The sequence below is a fragment of the Paenibacillus sp. EB106-06-01-XG199 genome, from assembly GCF_058791575.1.
Genome location: NZ_JBYTDQ010000002.1, coordinates 257,752 through 273,962, shown reverse-complemented (window position 1 = coordinate 273,962; position 16,211 = coordinate 257,752). Strand labels below are relative to the sequence as shown.

At 51.5% G+C, this 16,211-nt stretch carries 11 protein-coding genes; 8 read left to right on the top strand and 3 right to left on the bottom strand.

Annotated features, from left to right (window positions below):
- Nucleotides 1-19 precede the first annotated feature (19 nt).
- From AC3WT9_RS07050 to hydF, 5 genes are read left to right on the top strand one after another with little or no spacing between them, the layout of a single operon-like run.
- Nucleotides 20-1,417 (top strand): [FeFe] hydrogenase, group A, encoded by a 1,398-nt coding sequence (locus AC3WT9_RS07050; RefSeq protein WP_341378434.1) that lies wholly within the window; start codon nucleotides 20-22, stop codon nucleotides 1,415-1,417.
- Nucleotides 1,414-1,998 (top strand): 4Fe-4S dicluster domain-containing protein, encoded by a 585-nt coding sequence (locus tag AC3WT9_RS07045; RefSeq protein ID WP_341378435.1) that lies wholly within the window; start codon nucleotides 1,414-1,416, stop codon nucleotides 1,996-1,998. The genes AC3WT9_RS07050 and AC3WT9_RS07045 overlap by 4 nt, the downstream gene beginning before the upstream one ends.
- Before the next feature lie 36 nt (nucleotides 1,999-2,034).
- The gene (gene moaA / locus AC3WT9_RS07040) at nucleotides 2,035-3,066 is read left to right on the top strand and encodes a GTP 3',8-cyclase MoaA (protein WP_341378436.1); all 1,032 of its coding nucleotides are present in this window, start codon (nucleotides 2,035-2,037) and stop codon (nucleotides 3,064-3,066) included.
- Between the two features lie 7 nt (nucleotides 3,067-3,073).
- Nucleotides 3,074-4,495 carry an aspartate ammonia-lyase gene (locus AC3WT9_RS07035; RefSeq protein ID WP_341378437.1) on the top strand — a complete coding sequence of 474 codons (1,422 nt, stop codon included), beginning with the start codon at nucleotides 3,074-3,076 and terminating at the stop codon, nucleotides 4,493-4,495.
- A gap of 30 nt (nucleotides 4,496-4,525) precedes the next feature.
- Nucleotides 4,526-5,794, top strand: coding sequence for a [FeFe] hydrogenase H-cluster maturation GTPase HydF (hydF, locus tag AC3WT9_RS07030; protein ID WP_341092802.1), 1,269 nt, complete (start codon nucleotides 4,526-4,528; stop codon nucleotides 5,792-5,794).
- A gap of 88 nt (nucleotides 5,795-5,882) precedes the next feature.
- Here hydF and hydG read toward each other — a convergent pair whose 3' ends face one another.
- The 3 genes from hydG to fdhD form a co-directional block, all read right to left on the bottom strand.
- Nucleotides 5,883-7,298, bottom strand: a complete 1,416-nt coding sequence (gene hydG, locus AC3WT9_RS07025; protein ID WP_341378438.1) for a [FeFe] hydrogenase H-cluster radical SAM maturase HydG — start codon at nucleotides 7,296-7,298, stop codon at nucleotides 5,883-5,885.
- 100 nt (nucleotides 7,299-7,398) lie between these two features.
- The gene (gene hydE / locus AC3WT9_RS07020) at nucleotides 7,399-8,475 is read right to left on the bottom strand and encodes a [FeFe] hydrogenase H-cluster radical SAM maturase HydE (protein ID WP_341378439.1); all 1,077 of its coding nucleotides are present in this window, start codon (nucleotides 8,473-8,475) and stop codon (nucleotides 7,399-7,401) included.
- A gap of 121 nt (nucleotides 8,476-8,596) precedes the next feature.
- Nucleotides 8,597-9,406: a formate dehydrogenase accessory sulfurtransferase FdhD gene (gene fdhD / locus AC3WT9_RS07015; RefSeq protein WP_341380366.1), complete on the bottom strand. Its 810-nt coding sequence runs from the start codon at nucleotides 9,404-9,406 to the stop codon at nucleotides 8,597-8,599.
- A 216-nt stretch (nucleotides 9,407-9,622) separates the two neighbouring features.
- On the opposite strand from fdhD, the gene smc reads away from it, so the two are divergent.
- From smc to AC3WT9_RS07000, 3 genes are all read left to right on the top strand, one after another.
- The gene (smc, locus tag AC3WT9_RS07010; RefSeq protein ID WP_341378441.1) at nucleotides 9,623-13,192 is read left to right on the top strand and encodes a chromosome segregation protein SMC; all 3,570 of its coding nucleotides are present in this window, start codon (nucleotides 9,623-9,625) and stop codon (nucleotides 13,190-13,192) included.
- A gap of 67 nt (nucleotides 13,193-13,259) precedes the next feature.
- Nucleotides 13,260-14,258: a signal recognition particle-docking protein FtsY gene (gene ftsY / locus AC3WT9_RS07005; protein ID WP_341092808.1), complete on the top strand. Its 999-nt coding sequence runs from the start codon at nucleotides 13,260-13,262 to the stop codon at nucleotides 14,256-14,258.
- A 482-nt stretch (nucleotides 14,259-14,740) separates the two neighbouring features.
- On the top strand, nucleotides 14,741-16,204 hold the full coding sequence (locus AC3WT9_RS07000; protein ID WP_341378442.1) for a circularly permuted type 2 ATP-grasp protein: 1,464 nt from the start codon (nucleotides 14,741-14,743) through the stop codon (nucleotides 16,202-16,204).
- Nucleotides 16,205-16,211 lie beyond the last annotated feature (7 nt).

Sequence of the window (16,211 nt, the reverse complement as noted above, 5' to 3'; positions counted from 1 at the left end):
CAGAAAAGAAGGTTGCACTATGCCGTATAAGGATCCAATCATTCATATTGACGAACAATTATGTACCGGCTGCAGACGTTGCGCGGCTGTATGTCCTGTAGATGCCATTATTGGCGAACCGGGCCACCCGCAGACTATTGATGCTCATCGCTGCGTCGTTTGTGGACAGTGTGTGCAGATTTGTACCGCTTATGCTGCGGACAACGAGTCGACGGCAGCCTCACGAGCGGTAAAGTTACAGGAAAGAGGACAGCTCCCCAACGTGCGTGAGCCTTTGTTCGCTGCTTATTCGTCAGGGGATATCCAGAAGGTAAAAGCTGTTCTGGCTGATCCGAAACGGTTCAAGGTGGTGCAGTGCGCTCCTGCGATCCGAGTATCTCTGGCGGAGGAGTTTGGGCTGCCCTTCGGCACTTTAACCCCGGGGAAAATGGCGGCTGCGCTGAGACGGCTGAAGTTTGACCGGATTTATGATACAAATTTTGCTGCGGACGTGACGATTATGGAAGAGGGCTCAGAGCTGATTAGCAGAGTGATGTCAGGAGAGCGGCTGCCAATGTTCACCTCCTGCTGTCCAGCCTGGGTGAAGCATGCGGAGACGGCAGCACCGGAGCTGCTGGAGCATTTGTCCAGCTGCAAGTCCCCGATGCAAATGGGTGGAGCCTTGTTCAAGACCTACGGAGCGGAGCTGGATGGAATTGCACCTTCGGATATTTTCAGCGTCGCGGTTATGCCCTGTACCTGTAAGAAATTTGAATGCAGCAGAGAAGAAATGAGTGTGGATGGTTGCCGGGAAGTGGATCTTGTTATTACTACAAGGGAACTGGCCAGCTTAATCAAGGATCAAGGCATCGATTTCATTCATCTTCCCGACGAGCCATTTGATTCACCGCTGGGCAAATACTCTGGAGCAGGCTCGATCTTCGGCGTCACAGGCGGTGTGATGGAAGCTGCGATACGAACGGGGTATGAACTGATCACCCATGAGCAGATACCCAATCTGCAATTGGATTTTGTCAGGGGAGAGGAAGGCATCCGGACGGCAGAAGTTCAGATTGGCGATTTGGAGCTCAAAGTGGCAGTAGTTGCAGGACTGAAATATGTGGATGCTGTTTTGGCAAAAGTTGCAGATGGCACCTGCCCGTATCATTTCATTGAAGTGATGGCTTGTCCCGAAGGCTGTGTCAGCGGCGGCGGACAGCCCAAGCTCCTGTTGGAAACGCAGCGGAAAATTGCTTATCAGGCCAGAAAGAGTGCCGTCTACCGCCACGACTCTCATCAGAAGGTCCGCAAATCCCATGAGAATCCAGATATTATCAAATTATATAAGGACTTCTTAGGTGAACCGTTAGGCCATACTTCACATCATTTGCTGCATACCAAATTTGTTGACAGAAGTCTTAAGGAGGAGATGTCATGAACGGGTTTGTCATTGCCGATCCCGATAAATGTATAGGTTGCCATACTTGTGAAGTGGCCTGCGTAGTTGCACATTCCGGGAATAATATGTTCCTTCAGGAAGAGAGCGGTGCTGACTTCTATCCACGGTTGACTGTCGTCGAGACCGACGAAGTTACGGCACCGGTGCAGTGCAGACATTGCGAGGATGCTCCTTGTGCTAATGTGTGCCCTAATGGGTCCATTACGAGCAAAGACAACAGCATTTTCATCAATCAGGATAGCTGCATTGGTTGCAAGACCTGTATGCTGGTATGTCCTTATGGGGCGATTACGATGGTTCCGGCACATAAAAGTGGCCAAAAGCAACTTCAATCCGGGCTTCGTTCCAATACTTCGGGTGCATGGAGCTGCAAGGAGAGAATCGTTGCGAACAAATGTGATTTGTGTGAAGACAGCGGCAAGGGCCCGGAATGTGTGCGGGTATGCCCCACAAATGCTCTCCAATTTATCGTTCCAAGCCAGATTGAGGATTCCATTTCCCGGAAAAGACTGGCCAGTGCGCAGTCATTGCAGCAGTTCGGCGGTTTTTCGCGCCTCTAATTCAGTCACTATTACGCAGAAAGCAAGGTGGAGCGTTTGTCCGATATCTTGGTCGATCACTTTGGTCGTTTACATAATTATGTACGTATCTCCGTTACTGAGCGCTGCAACTTGGGCTGTCAGTATTGCAATCCGGGCAGAGTAGAAAAGGCTGTGGAGAGTAACCCGCTTACCTTTGACGAAATTGAACGGATCGTAAGGGTACTCGCTGAGATGGGGGTAACCAAGGTGCGTCTTACCGGAGGAGAACCGTTGATGCGTCCGAACCTGGAAGAACTGGTGGCCAGGTTAAGGGCCATCTCAGGGATCGAACGTGTCGGTCTGACCACGAATGGACTGCTGCTCGCCCCCAAAGTGCAGAAGCTGCGTGATGCCGGGCTTACAGATCTCAACGTCAGCCTGGATTCTCTAATTCCAGAACGCTATTCCAGAATCACTGGGGGCGGCGATGTCAGCAAGGTGTTGCATGCTTTAGCAGCTGGTTTTAAGGCTGGCTTCGAGGTACTCAAGCTGAATATGGTCTTGATGAAAGGTGTAAACGATGATGAAATTGAATCCTTTCTGCAGCTGACTCAGAAATATCCGCTGCACGTACGCTTTATTGAGTATATGCCCATGGGTCATGATATCAACGGATGGAAAGCGGGATATATGCCTTTGGATGGAATACTGGAGCGTTGTGCCAAGGCTGGTTTTAGTCTTGAAGCAGGCCCGGACTCGGGTAGGACAACTGATGAGCCGGCTGAAAAAGCAGCAGATTCCGGCCCTGCCCGTTATTTTCGCATCCAAGGTGCGCCAGGGCAATTTGGCTTGATTCATCCGGTCAGCCAGCATTTCTGTAATTCGTGTAACCGGCTGCGTATTACAGCAAATGGCCACGTTAAGCCGTGCCTCTTCTGGAACGAAGAGCTGTACATCCGGCCTTACATCGCTCAATCAGAGCTGCTGAAGCAATTGTTCCTGCGCGCCTTGGAAGCCAAACCTGGCCAGCATATTATGATGGACCAACCGGGCACCAAGCCACCCCAGAAGGCCACAATGCGTCTGATGTCGCAAATTGGGGGGTGAAAAACAATTGGACGACGATCCAACGTTTCGGGTGGAATCGGATGCTTTAGGGAGTGAAGCGGTTCCCAGTGGGGCTTATTATGGAATTCACGCGGTAAGGGCGCGGGATAATTTTGCGGTCAGCGGCCGGCAGGTGAATCCGCGGATCACGCGGGCCATTGTAATGGTGAAGAAAGCGGCAGCCAAAGTGAATGGCAGGCAAGGGGGGATTTCCGAGCAGGCGGCTGCGGGTATTCTATCCGCTTGCGATGAAATTCTGCAAGGCCAGATGGATAAATACTTTATTGTGGATGCGTATCAGGGCGGAGCGGGAACGAGTACGAACATGAACGTTAACGAGGTTATAGCCAATCTGGCCATCGAGAAACTTGGTGGGCATAAAGGGGATTACCGGCTGATCCATCCGATAGATCATGTGAATCTCTATCAATCTACCAATGACGTGTATCCCACTGCCATGCGAATTGCGATGATTCCGCTGCTTCGCTCGCTTAGTGAAGAGTTCGCCTCTCTTCAGGAGGCATTGCAGGAGAAGGAGCGGGAATACGCCGATGTGTTAAGGTTAGGACGGACTCAACTCATGGACGCACTGCCCATCATGGCCGGACAAAGCTTTGGTGCTTATGCCAAAGCGGTTGCACGGGACAGGTGGCGGCTGTACAAGGCGGAGGAACGGCTGCGGGAGATTAACCTTGGAGGAACGGCAGTGGGCACAGGAATGAATGCCTCCCTTGCTTATATTTATGCCATTGCGGAAGAGCTGCGGGAACTAACCGGAATGGGGCTGTGCCGCAGCGATTTTCCGATGGATGGCACACAGAATATGGATGTGTTTGTGGAAGTCTCAGGTTTGCTCAAAGCCGCTGCGGTGAACTTGCTGAAGATATCCGGCGATTTCCGGCTGCTTAATTCCGGGCCCTCCGGCGGAATTGCAGAATACATCCTGCCGCCTATGCAGGTAGGTTCTTCGATCCTGCCCGGTAAAATGAACCCGGTCATCGCAGAGATGGCCGGGTCAGTCGCTATGAAGGTGATCTCCAATGATACAGCAGTCACTTTGGCGGCGGCCAGCGGACAGCTGGAGCTGAATGCCTTTGCCCCTTTAATCGCAGAATCTCTGCTTGAATCTCTTGAAATTCTTACTGGGGCTGTACGGCTCTTTCATGAGCGATGCGTGCGTGGGTTGAAAGTCGATACTGCGCATTGTCTCGAGCATTTGGAACGCTCCGGCGTCATGGCTGCCGCAGCGGTGACGTATCTGGGTTATGACGCCGCGGCTGAACTGGCTACGTCTGCGGCGGCCTCGGGCCGGCCGTTAAAAGAGATATTGCTGGAACGCGGACTGATGACGAAAAAGCAGATCGATGCCATTCTGCACCCGCTGGAGGTTACCAAACCAGGCATCCCTGGAAGATTAGGAGATTTATAAAGGTTCTAGGATAACGAAGGAGCGCATGTTATGAGCTTAAATAATACCCCGCGTGGAGAACGAATGCACATTGCAGTCTTTGGACGGCGGAATGCCGGCAAGTCCAGTGTGATTAACGCTTTAGGCGGTCAGGAGACATCCATTGTTTCTCCCGTAAGCGGGACAACGACAGATCCGGTCTATCAACCGATGGAGCTGCTGCCGGTGGGACCGGTAGTGCTCATTGATACCGCCGGATTGGATGATAGCGGAAGTTTGGGCGAACAGCGGATTCGCAAAACAAATCAGGTTCTGAGCAAAACCGATCTGGCGTTGCTGGTGATAGATGCTGTCCACGGAGTAGCCGGATTTGAGCACAACCTTTTACAGACCCTGTCCGTGAAGAAGATTCCGGTCATTCTACTATTGAACAAAATAGACTTACTCGAAGAGCATGGTAACGGTGAGGAACACACTGTAGTGGCGGCAAAGGCAAAGGTAGAAGAGCAGCTTCATTTGAAGCCGGTACTATTCAGTGCTCTCAGCAATACTGGGATCACGGATTTAAAAGCCGCAATCGTCAGGGAGCTGCCGAGGGACGAAGACCGGTTCCGGCTAGTGGGAGACCTGCTGAATCCCGGAGACTTGGCTGTTCTGGTAGTGCCGATTGATAAGGCAGCACCCAAAGGAAGACTGATTCTGCCCCAGCAGCAGACCATTCGTGACATCATGGAATGTGATGCGGTTGCTGTTGTCACCAAGGAACAGGAGCTTGGACACACACTCAAGACGCTGGGGCGCAAGCCAAATGTGGTCATCACGGATTCACAGGCATTTCTTAAGGTTCAGGCAGATACCCCAAAGGATATCCCGCTCACGTCCTTTTCCATATTGTTTGCCCGCTACAAGGGGGATCTTCCTCAGCTTGTACGCGGGGTTCGCGCTATTGGTCGTTTGCAGGATGGAGACCGGGTGCTCATTGCGGAAGCCTGCACGCATCACCGGCAATCCGATGATATTGCTTCCGTGAAGATTCCCCGCTGGCTGCGGGAACTGACAGGCAGGCAGCTTCAAATTGAACATGCCGCAGGCAGCGATTTCCCCGCAGGACTCGGCGGTTATTCACTGATCATTCACTGCGGAGCGTGTATGTTGAACCGCAGGGCGATGCTGGGGAGGCTTGAAGAGGCGGAACATGCGGGTGTTCCGATTGTGAATTATGGTGTATTTATTGCCTACGTGCAGGGGGTATTCCCAAGAGCCATCGAAATGTTTCCGTCCGCAATGCTGGCCTGGGAGGAGGGGGTATATAACCATTAATGCATATATTAAAGCGGGGGTGCTCCAAAAGCCATCTGGATGGCTGCTGGAACACCCCCTTTTTGTGACAGCGTACATTGGGTGCGGCCTAAAACCGTAGATCTCGTTCGCCGTTATGGATACGCTGAAGTTGCTTTAAGGTCGCTTTTTTGACCGATTCCTTGGGAATGCGCTCCAGATTGTCATGAATCGTCTGCTCTCCAATGGCCCGCATCTCCTCATCGGCGTAATCCAGCAGGTATTCCTGAAACGTCATCAGGGAGTTCGGCTGGCAGACATTATGGATTTGGCCGGATTTGGCCAGCTGCATGAAACGGTCTCCCGTTCGGCCTTCCCGGTAACAGGCGGTGCAGTAACTCGGCACATACCCGTCCTGGCAGAGATTTTTGATAATTTCCATAGGGGAGCGGTGATCGCCGACCATGAATTGCGGTTTGTCATCTTTATCTTTGTTCACACTGTATGCGCCAACACCTGTGGCGGAGCCTGCGCTGATCTGGGAAATGCCGAGTTTGATGATCTGATCCCGAAATTCAGCGTCTTCGCGTGTAGAGAGTATCATACCTGTATAGGGAACGGCTATTCGCAGAACGGCGACGATTTTGGCGAAATCCGGATCGCTGACTAAGTACGGGTAATTGTCCAGGTTCACATTCTCTGCTTCGCGCAGGCGGGGGACGGAAATCGTATGCGGTCCGCAGCCATAGGCCTGTTCCAGATGCTCGGCATGTTTTAACATAGCTATCGTTTCATATTTATAATCATAGAGCCCATACAGAACACCAATACCAACATCCTCGATACCGGCTTTCATGGCCCTGTCCATGGCGGTCGTATGCCAATCATAATCACTTTTGGGTCCTTGCGGATGGTATTGCTTGTAACTAGGTCTATGATAAGTCTCCTGAAATAAAATATAAGTTCCAATTCCCGCCTCAGCCAGCTTGATATAGTCATCGAATGTGGTTGCAGCGATGTTGACATTGATCCGGCGGATACTGCCATTGTCCAGCTTCGTATCGTAAATGGTCTTTATGCAGTCGAGAATATACTCGATGGAACAATTGCGGGGATCCTCACCCGCTTCCAGCACAAGCCGTTTGTGTCCCAGAGACTGCAGAACGGTAACTTCCTGGGCAATTTCATCTGAGGTTAAGCGGCTGCGTGTGAATTCAGAATTGGAATGTTTGTAACCGCAGTATACGCAATTATTGACACAGTAGTTGCTGACATAGAGCGGTGCGAACAATACAATCCGGTTGCCGTAGATCTGCTCCTTGATAGCTCTGGATACCTGATAAATCTCATTGAGTGTTTCCTGATCTTCCACATTTAAGAGGACAGCTGCTTCTTGTGAGGTCAGTCCTTTACATTGTCTGGCTTTCTCAAGAATTGCGGACACCTTGGCCCGATCTGATCCGGCATTTTCTCCAAAGCGCAGCGCTTCTTTGATCTCTTCGTCCTGAATGAAATCCGCCGGACGACTTTCATTAACTCGGCTCACGAACATCCACTTCTTTCTGGGTTCATTAATAGATTGACAAGCAGACTTGGACTCTTCCAACTCGATTTCGAGATGACAACAGGCTGATTCGGTGGCTTCCTTACAATGGAACATGCTGTGCAGAAGAACGGGATAGATGATTCAGACTATCTCCCCGGCCCATATCCACATGGAATCCGGCAGCTTCAATCCGCTGTTCAAGACAGAATCTGCATTGGGCGGATTCGTCGCCCATACAGATTTTGTTATTGTAGAGCGTATATTGGGCTCGTACAGTCAATGGAGAGAGATTAGGCATGACCACATTTGCGCCTGCTTGCAACGCCAGCTCCCGCCCGTTCGGGTGAGCGGTTCCCATGGCTGTTGTAGCAGGGATTAGGGCATTCGGCACGAAGAGCCGGGCAAGAGCAATCATATCCAGTGTATTTATTACTGTTCCGGCCGGCTCGTCCTTTAAGGGTGTGGCCTGATGCGGCAAAAAAGGGCCAATGCCGATCATATCCGGTTGAAGCGCCTTAAGATACAGCAGGTCTTCAGCTAAATCTCCGGGCGTTTGGCCTGGTAAACCAACCATGAAGCCTGCACCCACCTGATAGCCGAGGGACTTGAGCGCCTCCAACCGATTCCGGCGGCTGTCAAAGGTCATGGTCGGGTGCAGGGCTTGGTACAGCTTACGGGAGGCCGTCTCATGGCGCAGTAAGTAACGGTCAGCTCCGGCCGCGAGCAGTGTAGCGTACGTCTCATCATCCCGTTCACCAATCGACAGGGTTACCGCGGTATCCGGATAGAGCGTTTTGATGCGTGTAATGAGCTCGGCCAGCTTCTCAGTGGTGTACCAGTCGTCTTCTCCGCTCTGCAGAACAAAGGTACGATAGCCCAGTTCATACCCTTCCCGGCAGCATTCCAAGATTTCTTCAGGTTGGAGCCGATAGCGGCTGACTGTCTTATTGCCGGAGCGTATGCCGCAATACAGGCAGTTTTGTTTGCAAATATTGGAGAACTCGATCAGCCCACGCAAAAATACACGGTCGCCATAACGTTCCATTCTTTTCAGATGGGCCAGGTGATGAAGCCGCTTTTTTAGATTTTGGTCCGGGTTCCTCAGCACAGCAATGATCTCTTGAGCTTCCAGTGATTCTTCTTCATATAATCGATCCAGCAATTGTTCCGTTGACATCACTCCCTATCCTGGAGGGGATTAATCATATAACCAAAAAATAACAATTGCGAACCCCTAGAAAAAATTGTAACAAAAGTAAAAATAGAGAACAGTGAGTTTTGTGCTTGAAATTTGAGGTTCATGGAGGAGGGAAAGTGGGACAGCCAGAGATACGATCCGGACGGGTATACACATTACATGAATTCTGACGAATAAAACCAACGGTGGTGATTCCCAGCTGTTCCGCCAGCTCAAGTGCTAGTCCGGTGGGGGCAGATTTGGACAAAATCATTTCACAGCCTATTTTGGCTACTTTCAATAAGATTTCCGAAGAGATCCGTCCGCTGAAAACAACAATTTTGTCATTGAGCTTCAAATGTTGCTTCAGGCAGTAGCCGTAAATTTTGTCTAGTGCATTATGACGCCCAATGTCACTGCGGGCCAGCAGCACCCCGCCGGTATCGCAAATTGCAGCAGAATGAACGCCACCGGTGCGGTGGAACAGCTCTGATCCGGTTTGCACCTCTTCCATTAAGCGGAAACAATCGCCGAAAGAAAGTGACACATGTACCCCGTCCGCAATTTTGGCCGTTCTGGCATCATTAATGTAGACGAAGCCATGCCGGCTAGACCCGCAACAGGAAGTTACATATCGCTTGGCGAATAGCTGACGGTGTAATGGGCTTAAGTGGTCTATAGTTACGTGGACGAAACCTTCTTCTTCCTGACTCCAAATCGCCTTGATATCCTGGAACCCTCTAATGATTCCTTCGGATGCCAAATAACCGATAACCATGTCCTCGATATATTCAGGCGTGCATACCAGAGTAACGAATTCATCACCGTTTATTTTGATTGTGACCGGATGTTCCGTAACGATAAGATCTTCCTCTATCGTGATATGGCCACTGCGGTAACGTATAATTTCCCCATGCCGCTCGGATCCCAGTTCCAATGCAATCACCCTTTTTCGTTAGAAATTTGAATATCTCAAAAATACCTCAAATGATAAATAATACCATCTAAAAACACACCCTTACTACATCACTTTTTCTAAAAAGTGTCAATTTAATATCTCACACACTGCCTTTGCGTTCATCATGAATCAGAGCTATTTTAGGAGTTGAACGCTATGGTATAATGGGTCAGAGGTGATAGGCGAGTTATGTTTTTGAAACGGATTGAATTAGCGGGCTTTAAATCATTTGCCGACAAAACGGAAATGGAATTTGTACGCGGCATAACGGCCGTCGTTGGCCCGAACGGCAGCGGTAAAAGCAATATTTCCGACGGCATCCGCTGGGTGCTCGGTGAGCAGAGCGCCAAATCGCTGCGCGGCGGCAAGATGGAGGATATTATCTTTGCCGGAAGTGATGCACGCAAAGCCGTGAATTACGGTGAGGTGTCGCTCACGCTGGACAATGAGGATCATGTCCTGCCGCTCGATTTCAGCGAAGTTACAGTAACGCGCCGTGTGCACCGCAGCGGTGAAAGTGAATATTTAATCAATAAGCAGGCCTGCAGGCTGAAGGATATCACAGAGCTGTTTATGGATACCGGCATCGGACGCGAGGCTTATTCGATTATCGGACAAGGCCGGATTGAAGAAATTCTGAGTACGCGTTCCGAGGATCGCCGCGGTATTTTTGAAGAGGCCTCAGGTATTGTTAAGTATAAATCTCGCAAAAAAGATGCGGGGCGGAAGCTGGACGAAACTGAGCAGAATCTGCTCCGGATTCATGATTTGATCAGCGAGCTGGAGGATCAGGTAGGCCCGCTCAAGGATCAATCAGAGAAGGCTATCCGCTATAAGGAGCTGCGCGAGCAGCTGAAGCAGCTGGAAATCTCCGTGTACGTGCACCAGATAGAAGGCATTCATACCGCCTGGAAGGAAGGCAATGCCCGGCTTGAAACGCTGCAGGTAGAACAGCTTGAGCTGTCCACTGTCGTTTCGGCCCATGACGCTAAGCTGGAGAGCGGGCGTTCTGAGCTTCGGACGCTGGAGGCGCAGGTAGAACAGCTGCAGGAACAGCTGCTTCGTTACAGTGAAGCCAACGAGAAAAGTGAAGGTTACGGCGAAGTGCTGAAGGAGCGCAAGCGCAACCTGGAGAACAACCGCGAGCAATTGATGCTTACACTCGGCTCGGTAGGTGAACGCTCAGAGGGTAGACAGCGCGAGCTGGCAGAGCTGGAGCATAAGCTGCAGCAGTCAAGACAGGCTCTGGAGGAGCTGCGCGCTCAACTGGCAGATGAGGAAGCCCGGCTGGAAGGAGTGGCCGGCGGGATTAGCCAGAGCAAGGAAGAGAAGCTGAAAAGCGCCTTGCTTGAGCTGATGAACCTGATGGCCCAGGCCCGCAACGAAATTCGTTACGCGGATCAGCAGAAGGAAGCCTTGGAGCGGCGGATGAGCCGCAGCGTTGAGGAAAGCGGCAAATGGGTTGCGCGGCTCGCGGAGCTGTCTGCTTCGCAGAAGGGTCTGAAGGATACCATTGCCACTCTCGGCAAAGAGATTGGAACGCTGCGCGGCGCCTATATCACGGAGAGCGAGCAGACCAGTAAACGCCAGAAGCTGCTGGAGGAAACGCAGAGCGGACTCCGTAAATGGGAACAGAAGCGTGAAGCCCAGGTTTCCCGGCATGAGACGATGAAGGAAATGCAGGACGATTTTGACGGATTTATGCTTGGAGTCAAAGAGGTCCTTAAGGGAGCGCGCAAAGGCCAGCTAAGCGGTGTGCACGGTGCAGTAGCGGAGCTGATCTCCGTGCCGGAACGGCTGGAGCTGGCTGTGGAAACAGCGCTAGGCGCATCGCTTCAGCATGTGGTTATGGATAATGAAGCCGTCTCCCGTCAAGCGATTGCCTTCCTGAAGCAGCGCCAGCTGGGACGGGCTACATTTCTGCCGCTGGATGTTATCCGGCCCCGGCAGATTACCGGCAGCGACCGCAGTATGGTGGAAGGTGCCGAAGGTTTCGTTGGCATCGGCAGTGAGCTGGTCGGTTATGAGGACAAATACGCAAGCATTGTCGGCAGCTTGCTCGGAAATGTCGTGATTGCAGAAAGTCTGGAACAGGCTAACCGGATCGCCGCCAAATGCCAATACCGTTACCGTGTAGTTACGCTGGAAGGCGATGTTGTCAATGCCGGCGGTTCGATGACCGGGGGCAGCCAGCATAAGAAGAACAACAGCCTGCTGAGCCGTAAACGCCAGCTCGACCAGCTGTTCGGTGAAATTGAAGAAAGCGAACGTCAGATTGTCAAGCTGAAGCAAGGCATGGCCAAACTTCGCGAGGAGCAGGAGAATGCTGCGAAGAAGCTGGAGCAGCTGCGCCATGACGGTGACGAGAAACGTCTGGAGGAGCAACGGGTCTCCGGTGATTTGAAGCAGCTCGAACAGGAATTGCGCCATGTTCAGGAGCAGGTGGATGGTGCGGGTGCCGAGCGCAGCGGATTTGAGAGTGAAGTCCGCAGTCTGGACGAGAGCCGGAATCAGGCGGTTGCCGAGCTTGCACGGCTGGAGAAAGAAGAGAAGGATTCCCATGAGGCCATCCGCAATGCCGAATCGGAGCGTAAGGCGAGTGAAACGGCTAAGGAAGAGCTCCAGGGTAAGCTGACCGGCATGAAGGTAAGTGAGGGTAAGCTGGACCAGGAGATATTCTCACTGGAGGAACAGCTTAGACGCATGAGGCAAGATGCCGGATCACAGGATAAAGAGCTACGCCAGAGCCGCAGTCTGCTTATGACCATTGAGAAGGATCTCGAAGAGAATTCACGCGAAGCGGTTAAACAGAAGGAAGATCTGAACAACTACCGCCTGAAGAAAGAAGAGACGGCGGGTACGCTTGACTTGGCGCGCGCTGAACGCGCGGCGTTAACCCGTAAGCTGGAGCTCGCCGAAGGTGAAACCAAAGACCAGCGGCAGGCTTTAAAGGCCGTGGAGGACAAGCTGCGTTCCACCGAGGTAGCTGTAGGACGGCTTGATGTTGAGCTGGACAACATTCTCCGTAAACTGAGCGATGATTATGAGCTGAGTTATGAATTGGCGAAGCAGCGTTATCCGGTTCCCGAGGATGTGCCGGCTGCACAGATGGAGGTGCAGCGTCTGAAGCGCAGTATATCTTCGCTTGGCGAAGTGAACCTGGGGGCCATCGAGGAGTATCAGCGCGTGCATGAACGTTATACTTTCCTCAGCGGCCAGAAGGATGATCTGGTCGAGGCCAAGACAACACTTTACCATGTCATTCATGAGATGGAAGAAGAGATGTCCAAACGCTTCAAGCAGACCTTTGATGCCATCCGCCGTGAATTCGGCACGGTTTTCTCGAAGTTGTTCGGCGGCGGACGGGCGGACCTGATGCTGCTTGATCCCGAGCATATGCTCGACACAGGCATAGATATTGTCGCCCAGCCTCCCGGCAAAAAACTGCAAAATCTGCAGCTGTTGTCAGGCGGTGAACGTGCATTGACCGCTATGGCACTGCTGTTCGCCATCCTGCAGGTCAAACCGGTGCCTTTCTGTGTGCTGGATGAGGTGGAAGCGGCACTGGATGAAGCGAACGTAGTCCGCTTTGCCCAGTATCTGCGCGAGTTCTCGGAGCAGACACAGTTTATCGTGGTTACCCACCGCAAAGGAACGATGGAGGAAGCGGATGTGCTGTATGGTGTAACGATGGAAGAAGGCGGCGTATCGAAGCTTGTCTCGGTGAAGCTGGAGGATGAGGAAGCGGAGATTGCCTGAATGGAAGCATTGTATTTCGGAAATGAACCGGGGAATCTGGTGTCTTAACGATAAGAGGAGGAAGAGCATGAGTTTTTTTAAGAAACTGAAAGAAAGTATTTCCGGTAAAACCGAAACGGTTACCAAACAGTTCCGCGACGGTCTGGAGAAGACCCGCAAGGGTTTCGTTGAGAAGGTATCCGACCTCATCACCCGCCGTAAAAAAATAGATGAAGAGTTTTATGAGGAACTGGAAGAGATTCTGATCGGTGCCGATGTCGGGGTAAATACGGTAATGTCACTTGTTGAAGAGCTTCGGGCTGAAGTGAAGCAGAAACGGATTGAGGATGCGTCGGAGCTGCAGCCGATCCTCTCCCGCAAACTGATGGAGCTGCTGCGCGGTGATGACGACAACAGTCTGAAAGAGAATCCGGACGGAATCACCGTTATTCTGTTCGTCGGCGTAAACGGTGTCGGCAAGACAACAACAATCGGCAAGCTGGCACACCGCTACAAACAGGAGGGTAAAAAGGTTCTTCTTGCCGCAGGCGATACCTTCCGGGCCGGAGCGATTGAGCAGCTTGAGGTCTGGGGCCAACGGGCCGGTGTGGACGTCATTAAGCAGCAGGCGGGCTCTGACCCGGCTGCAGTAATGTTCGATGCCGTGCAGGCAGCCAAACAGCGGAATGTGGATGTGCTGATTTGCGATACGGCGGGAAGACTGCAGAACAAGAGCAACCTGATGGAAGAGCTGAACAAGATCTTCCGGGTCATTCAGCGTGAAATTCCCAGCGCCCCGCATGAGGTGCTGATGGTGCTGGATGCGACTACCGGTCAGAATGCCTTGACGCAGGCGAAGCTTTTTGGTGAAAAAAGTGGAGTTACCGGCCTGGTGTTGACCAAGCTGGACGGGACCGCCAAAGGCGGAATTGTTGTGGCGATCCGCCAGGAAATGAATCTGCCGGTGAAGCTGGTTGGGCTGGGCGAGAAAATGGAGGATTTGCAGCCATTTGATTCCGGACAGTTCGTCCATGCCCTGTTCGCCGGGATGATCTCTGACGAAGATCAGAAGGAAGCGCAGGAGTAACTCGCCGCAGGCGCTTCAAACGAGGATGAACTGTGATTACCATAAAAGCCCTGCAGAACGGTCACGTTCTGCAGGGCTTTTATCATGACTGATTGTGTGAAAAAACAACTGCCCCCAGGTTTTTTTGTGAAAAAGCTGGCCCTTTTTAAATAGAAGGAACGGATGCTTTTACATTTGGATACCTATACTAAAAAAACATTATATGAAAAATTCATAATAGTACTGCTTGTCAGCTCACCTGCATACAATTCAAAGTATAATTCACTTTCGTGCTCCCGAAAACTAAACTCATGAAAAAGGAAGCGATTCCACGATTATAGATGGGGTATAAACTCCATTTTGTTGTTATATATATTGACATGAACAATATTATTTACGTATTATGAGAGTAGTATTTAATATTTTCATACTTAATTCTCAAATTACGAACCAGCTTGTCAACAAACATCACACATTATAATGATTCGAAAGGAGTCGGGCTCATGTCCAAACTTGATCCTTTGCCCGGTCTGTCTCCGTATCCGCTACAGCATTTCTATGATGAAATGTATGCCGGTGAACGAAGCATCCGTCCTCATTACAAACATGTGAACCGCATGTTTTCCGGGATGAGCCCTGAAGAGCTGCAAGGTAAGCAGAAGCTGCTGCAGCGCCGGATGATGGAAGAAGGTATAACCTTTACGCTGTACAACCCGGCACAGGATCATCCGATGGAACGAACGATTCCTTTCGATATGATTCCGCGGATTATCCCCAAGGGGGAATGGGAGAGGCTTGAGGCTGGCATTGTCCAGCGGATCTCGGCTTTGAACCTGTTTATCCATGATATTTACCACGAGCAATACATTGTAAAGGACGGGATTGTCCCGCGCCGCATGATTATCTCCAACTGTTATTTCCGGCCGGAGATGGCGGGACTGCGAGTTCCCGGCGGTGCTTATGTCACTACCTCCGGCATTGACCTGATCCGCCATCATGACGGAGAGTATTATGTGCTCGAAGACAACCTGCGTACTCCTTCCGGCTTTTCCTACCTGTTTAAAGGCAGATCACTCATGAATCAGCTTTTCCCCGAATTGTCTTTCGCCAGCTCCATCCGGGATGTGGATCATAGCTTAAACCGTTTTCTGTCTGTGCTGCGGAGTTTATCTCCGTCGAGGACCAAAGATCCGGTTATTGCGCTTCTGACCCCGGGAGAATATAACTCCGCTTATTATGAACATGCTTTCCTGGCACAACAGATGGGCATTCATCTTGTAGAAGGCCGTGATCTGGTGACCCAGGACCTCAAAATTTATCTGAAAGAAATGAATGGGCTGCGCCGTGTAGATGTGTTGTACCGGCGTTTGGATGATGACTATATCGATCCGCTGGCGTTCCAGCCCAGCTCCCTGCTTGGTGTCGCCGGACTGATGAATGCCTACAGGGCAGGCAACATTGCCATCGCCAATGCACCGGGAACCGGAGTAGCCGATGACAAAGCCATATATGTCTATGTTCCAGATATGATCCGGTATTATCTCAATGAAGAGCCGATTCTGGGCAATGTCCTCACCTACCTGTTATCACGTCCGCAGGAACGCCAGTATGTGCTCGATAATCTTGCGGAGATGGTCGTGAAGGAGACCTCACTCTCCGGCGGCTATGGCATGCTGATTGGAAGTGAAGCTACCAAGGAGGAACTGGTTGATTTCCGGCTCAAGATTCTCGCTGACCCTGCCCGTTACATCGCTCAGCCGATTATGTCGCTCTCGAGAGCGCCGGTATTGTCAGGAGGGACAATGGCTCCGCGTCATGTTGATCTCCGTGCATTCGTGCTCATGGGTGCGGACCGCAAACCGCATGTGATTCCCGGAGGGTTAACCCGGGTTGCCATGAAGGAAGGCTCGCTGGTCGTGAATTCTTCACAAGGCGGTGGGGTCAAGGATACCTGGGTAATGGCCTGAGGGAAAT

What these genes read in the sequence shown, in the direction of transcription:
- AC3WT9_RS07050 (WP_341378434.1), top strand. Translation starts at nt 20, where the DNA reads ATGCCGTATAAGGATCCAATCATTCATATTGACGAACAATTATGTACC.
- AC3WT9_RS07045 (WP_341378435.1), top strand. Translation starts at nt 1,414, where the DNA reads ATGAACGGGTTTGTCATTGCCGATCCCGATAAATGTATAGGTTGCCAT.
- hydF (WP_341092802.1), top strand. Translation starts at nt 4,526, where the DNA reads ATGAGCTTAAATAATACCCCGCGTGGAGAACGAATGCACATTGCAGTC.
- hydE (WP_341378439.1), bottom strand. Translation starts at nt 8,475, where the DNA reads ATGTCAACGGAACAATTGCTGGATCGATTATATGAAGAAGAATCACTG.
- smc (WP_341378441.1), top strand. Translation starts at nt 9,623, where the DNA reads ATGTTTTTGAAACGGATTGAATTAGCGGGCTTTAAATCATTTGCCGAC.
- ftsY (WP_341092808.1), top strand. Translation starts at nt 13,260, where the DNA reads ATGAGTTTTTTTAAGAAACTGAAAGAAAGTATTTCCGGTAAAACCGAA.
- AC3WT9_RS07000 (WP_341378442.1), top strand. Translation starts at nt 14,741, where the DNA reads ATGTCCAAACTTGATCCTTTGCCCGGTCTGTCTCCGTATCCGCTACAG.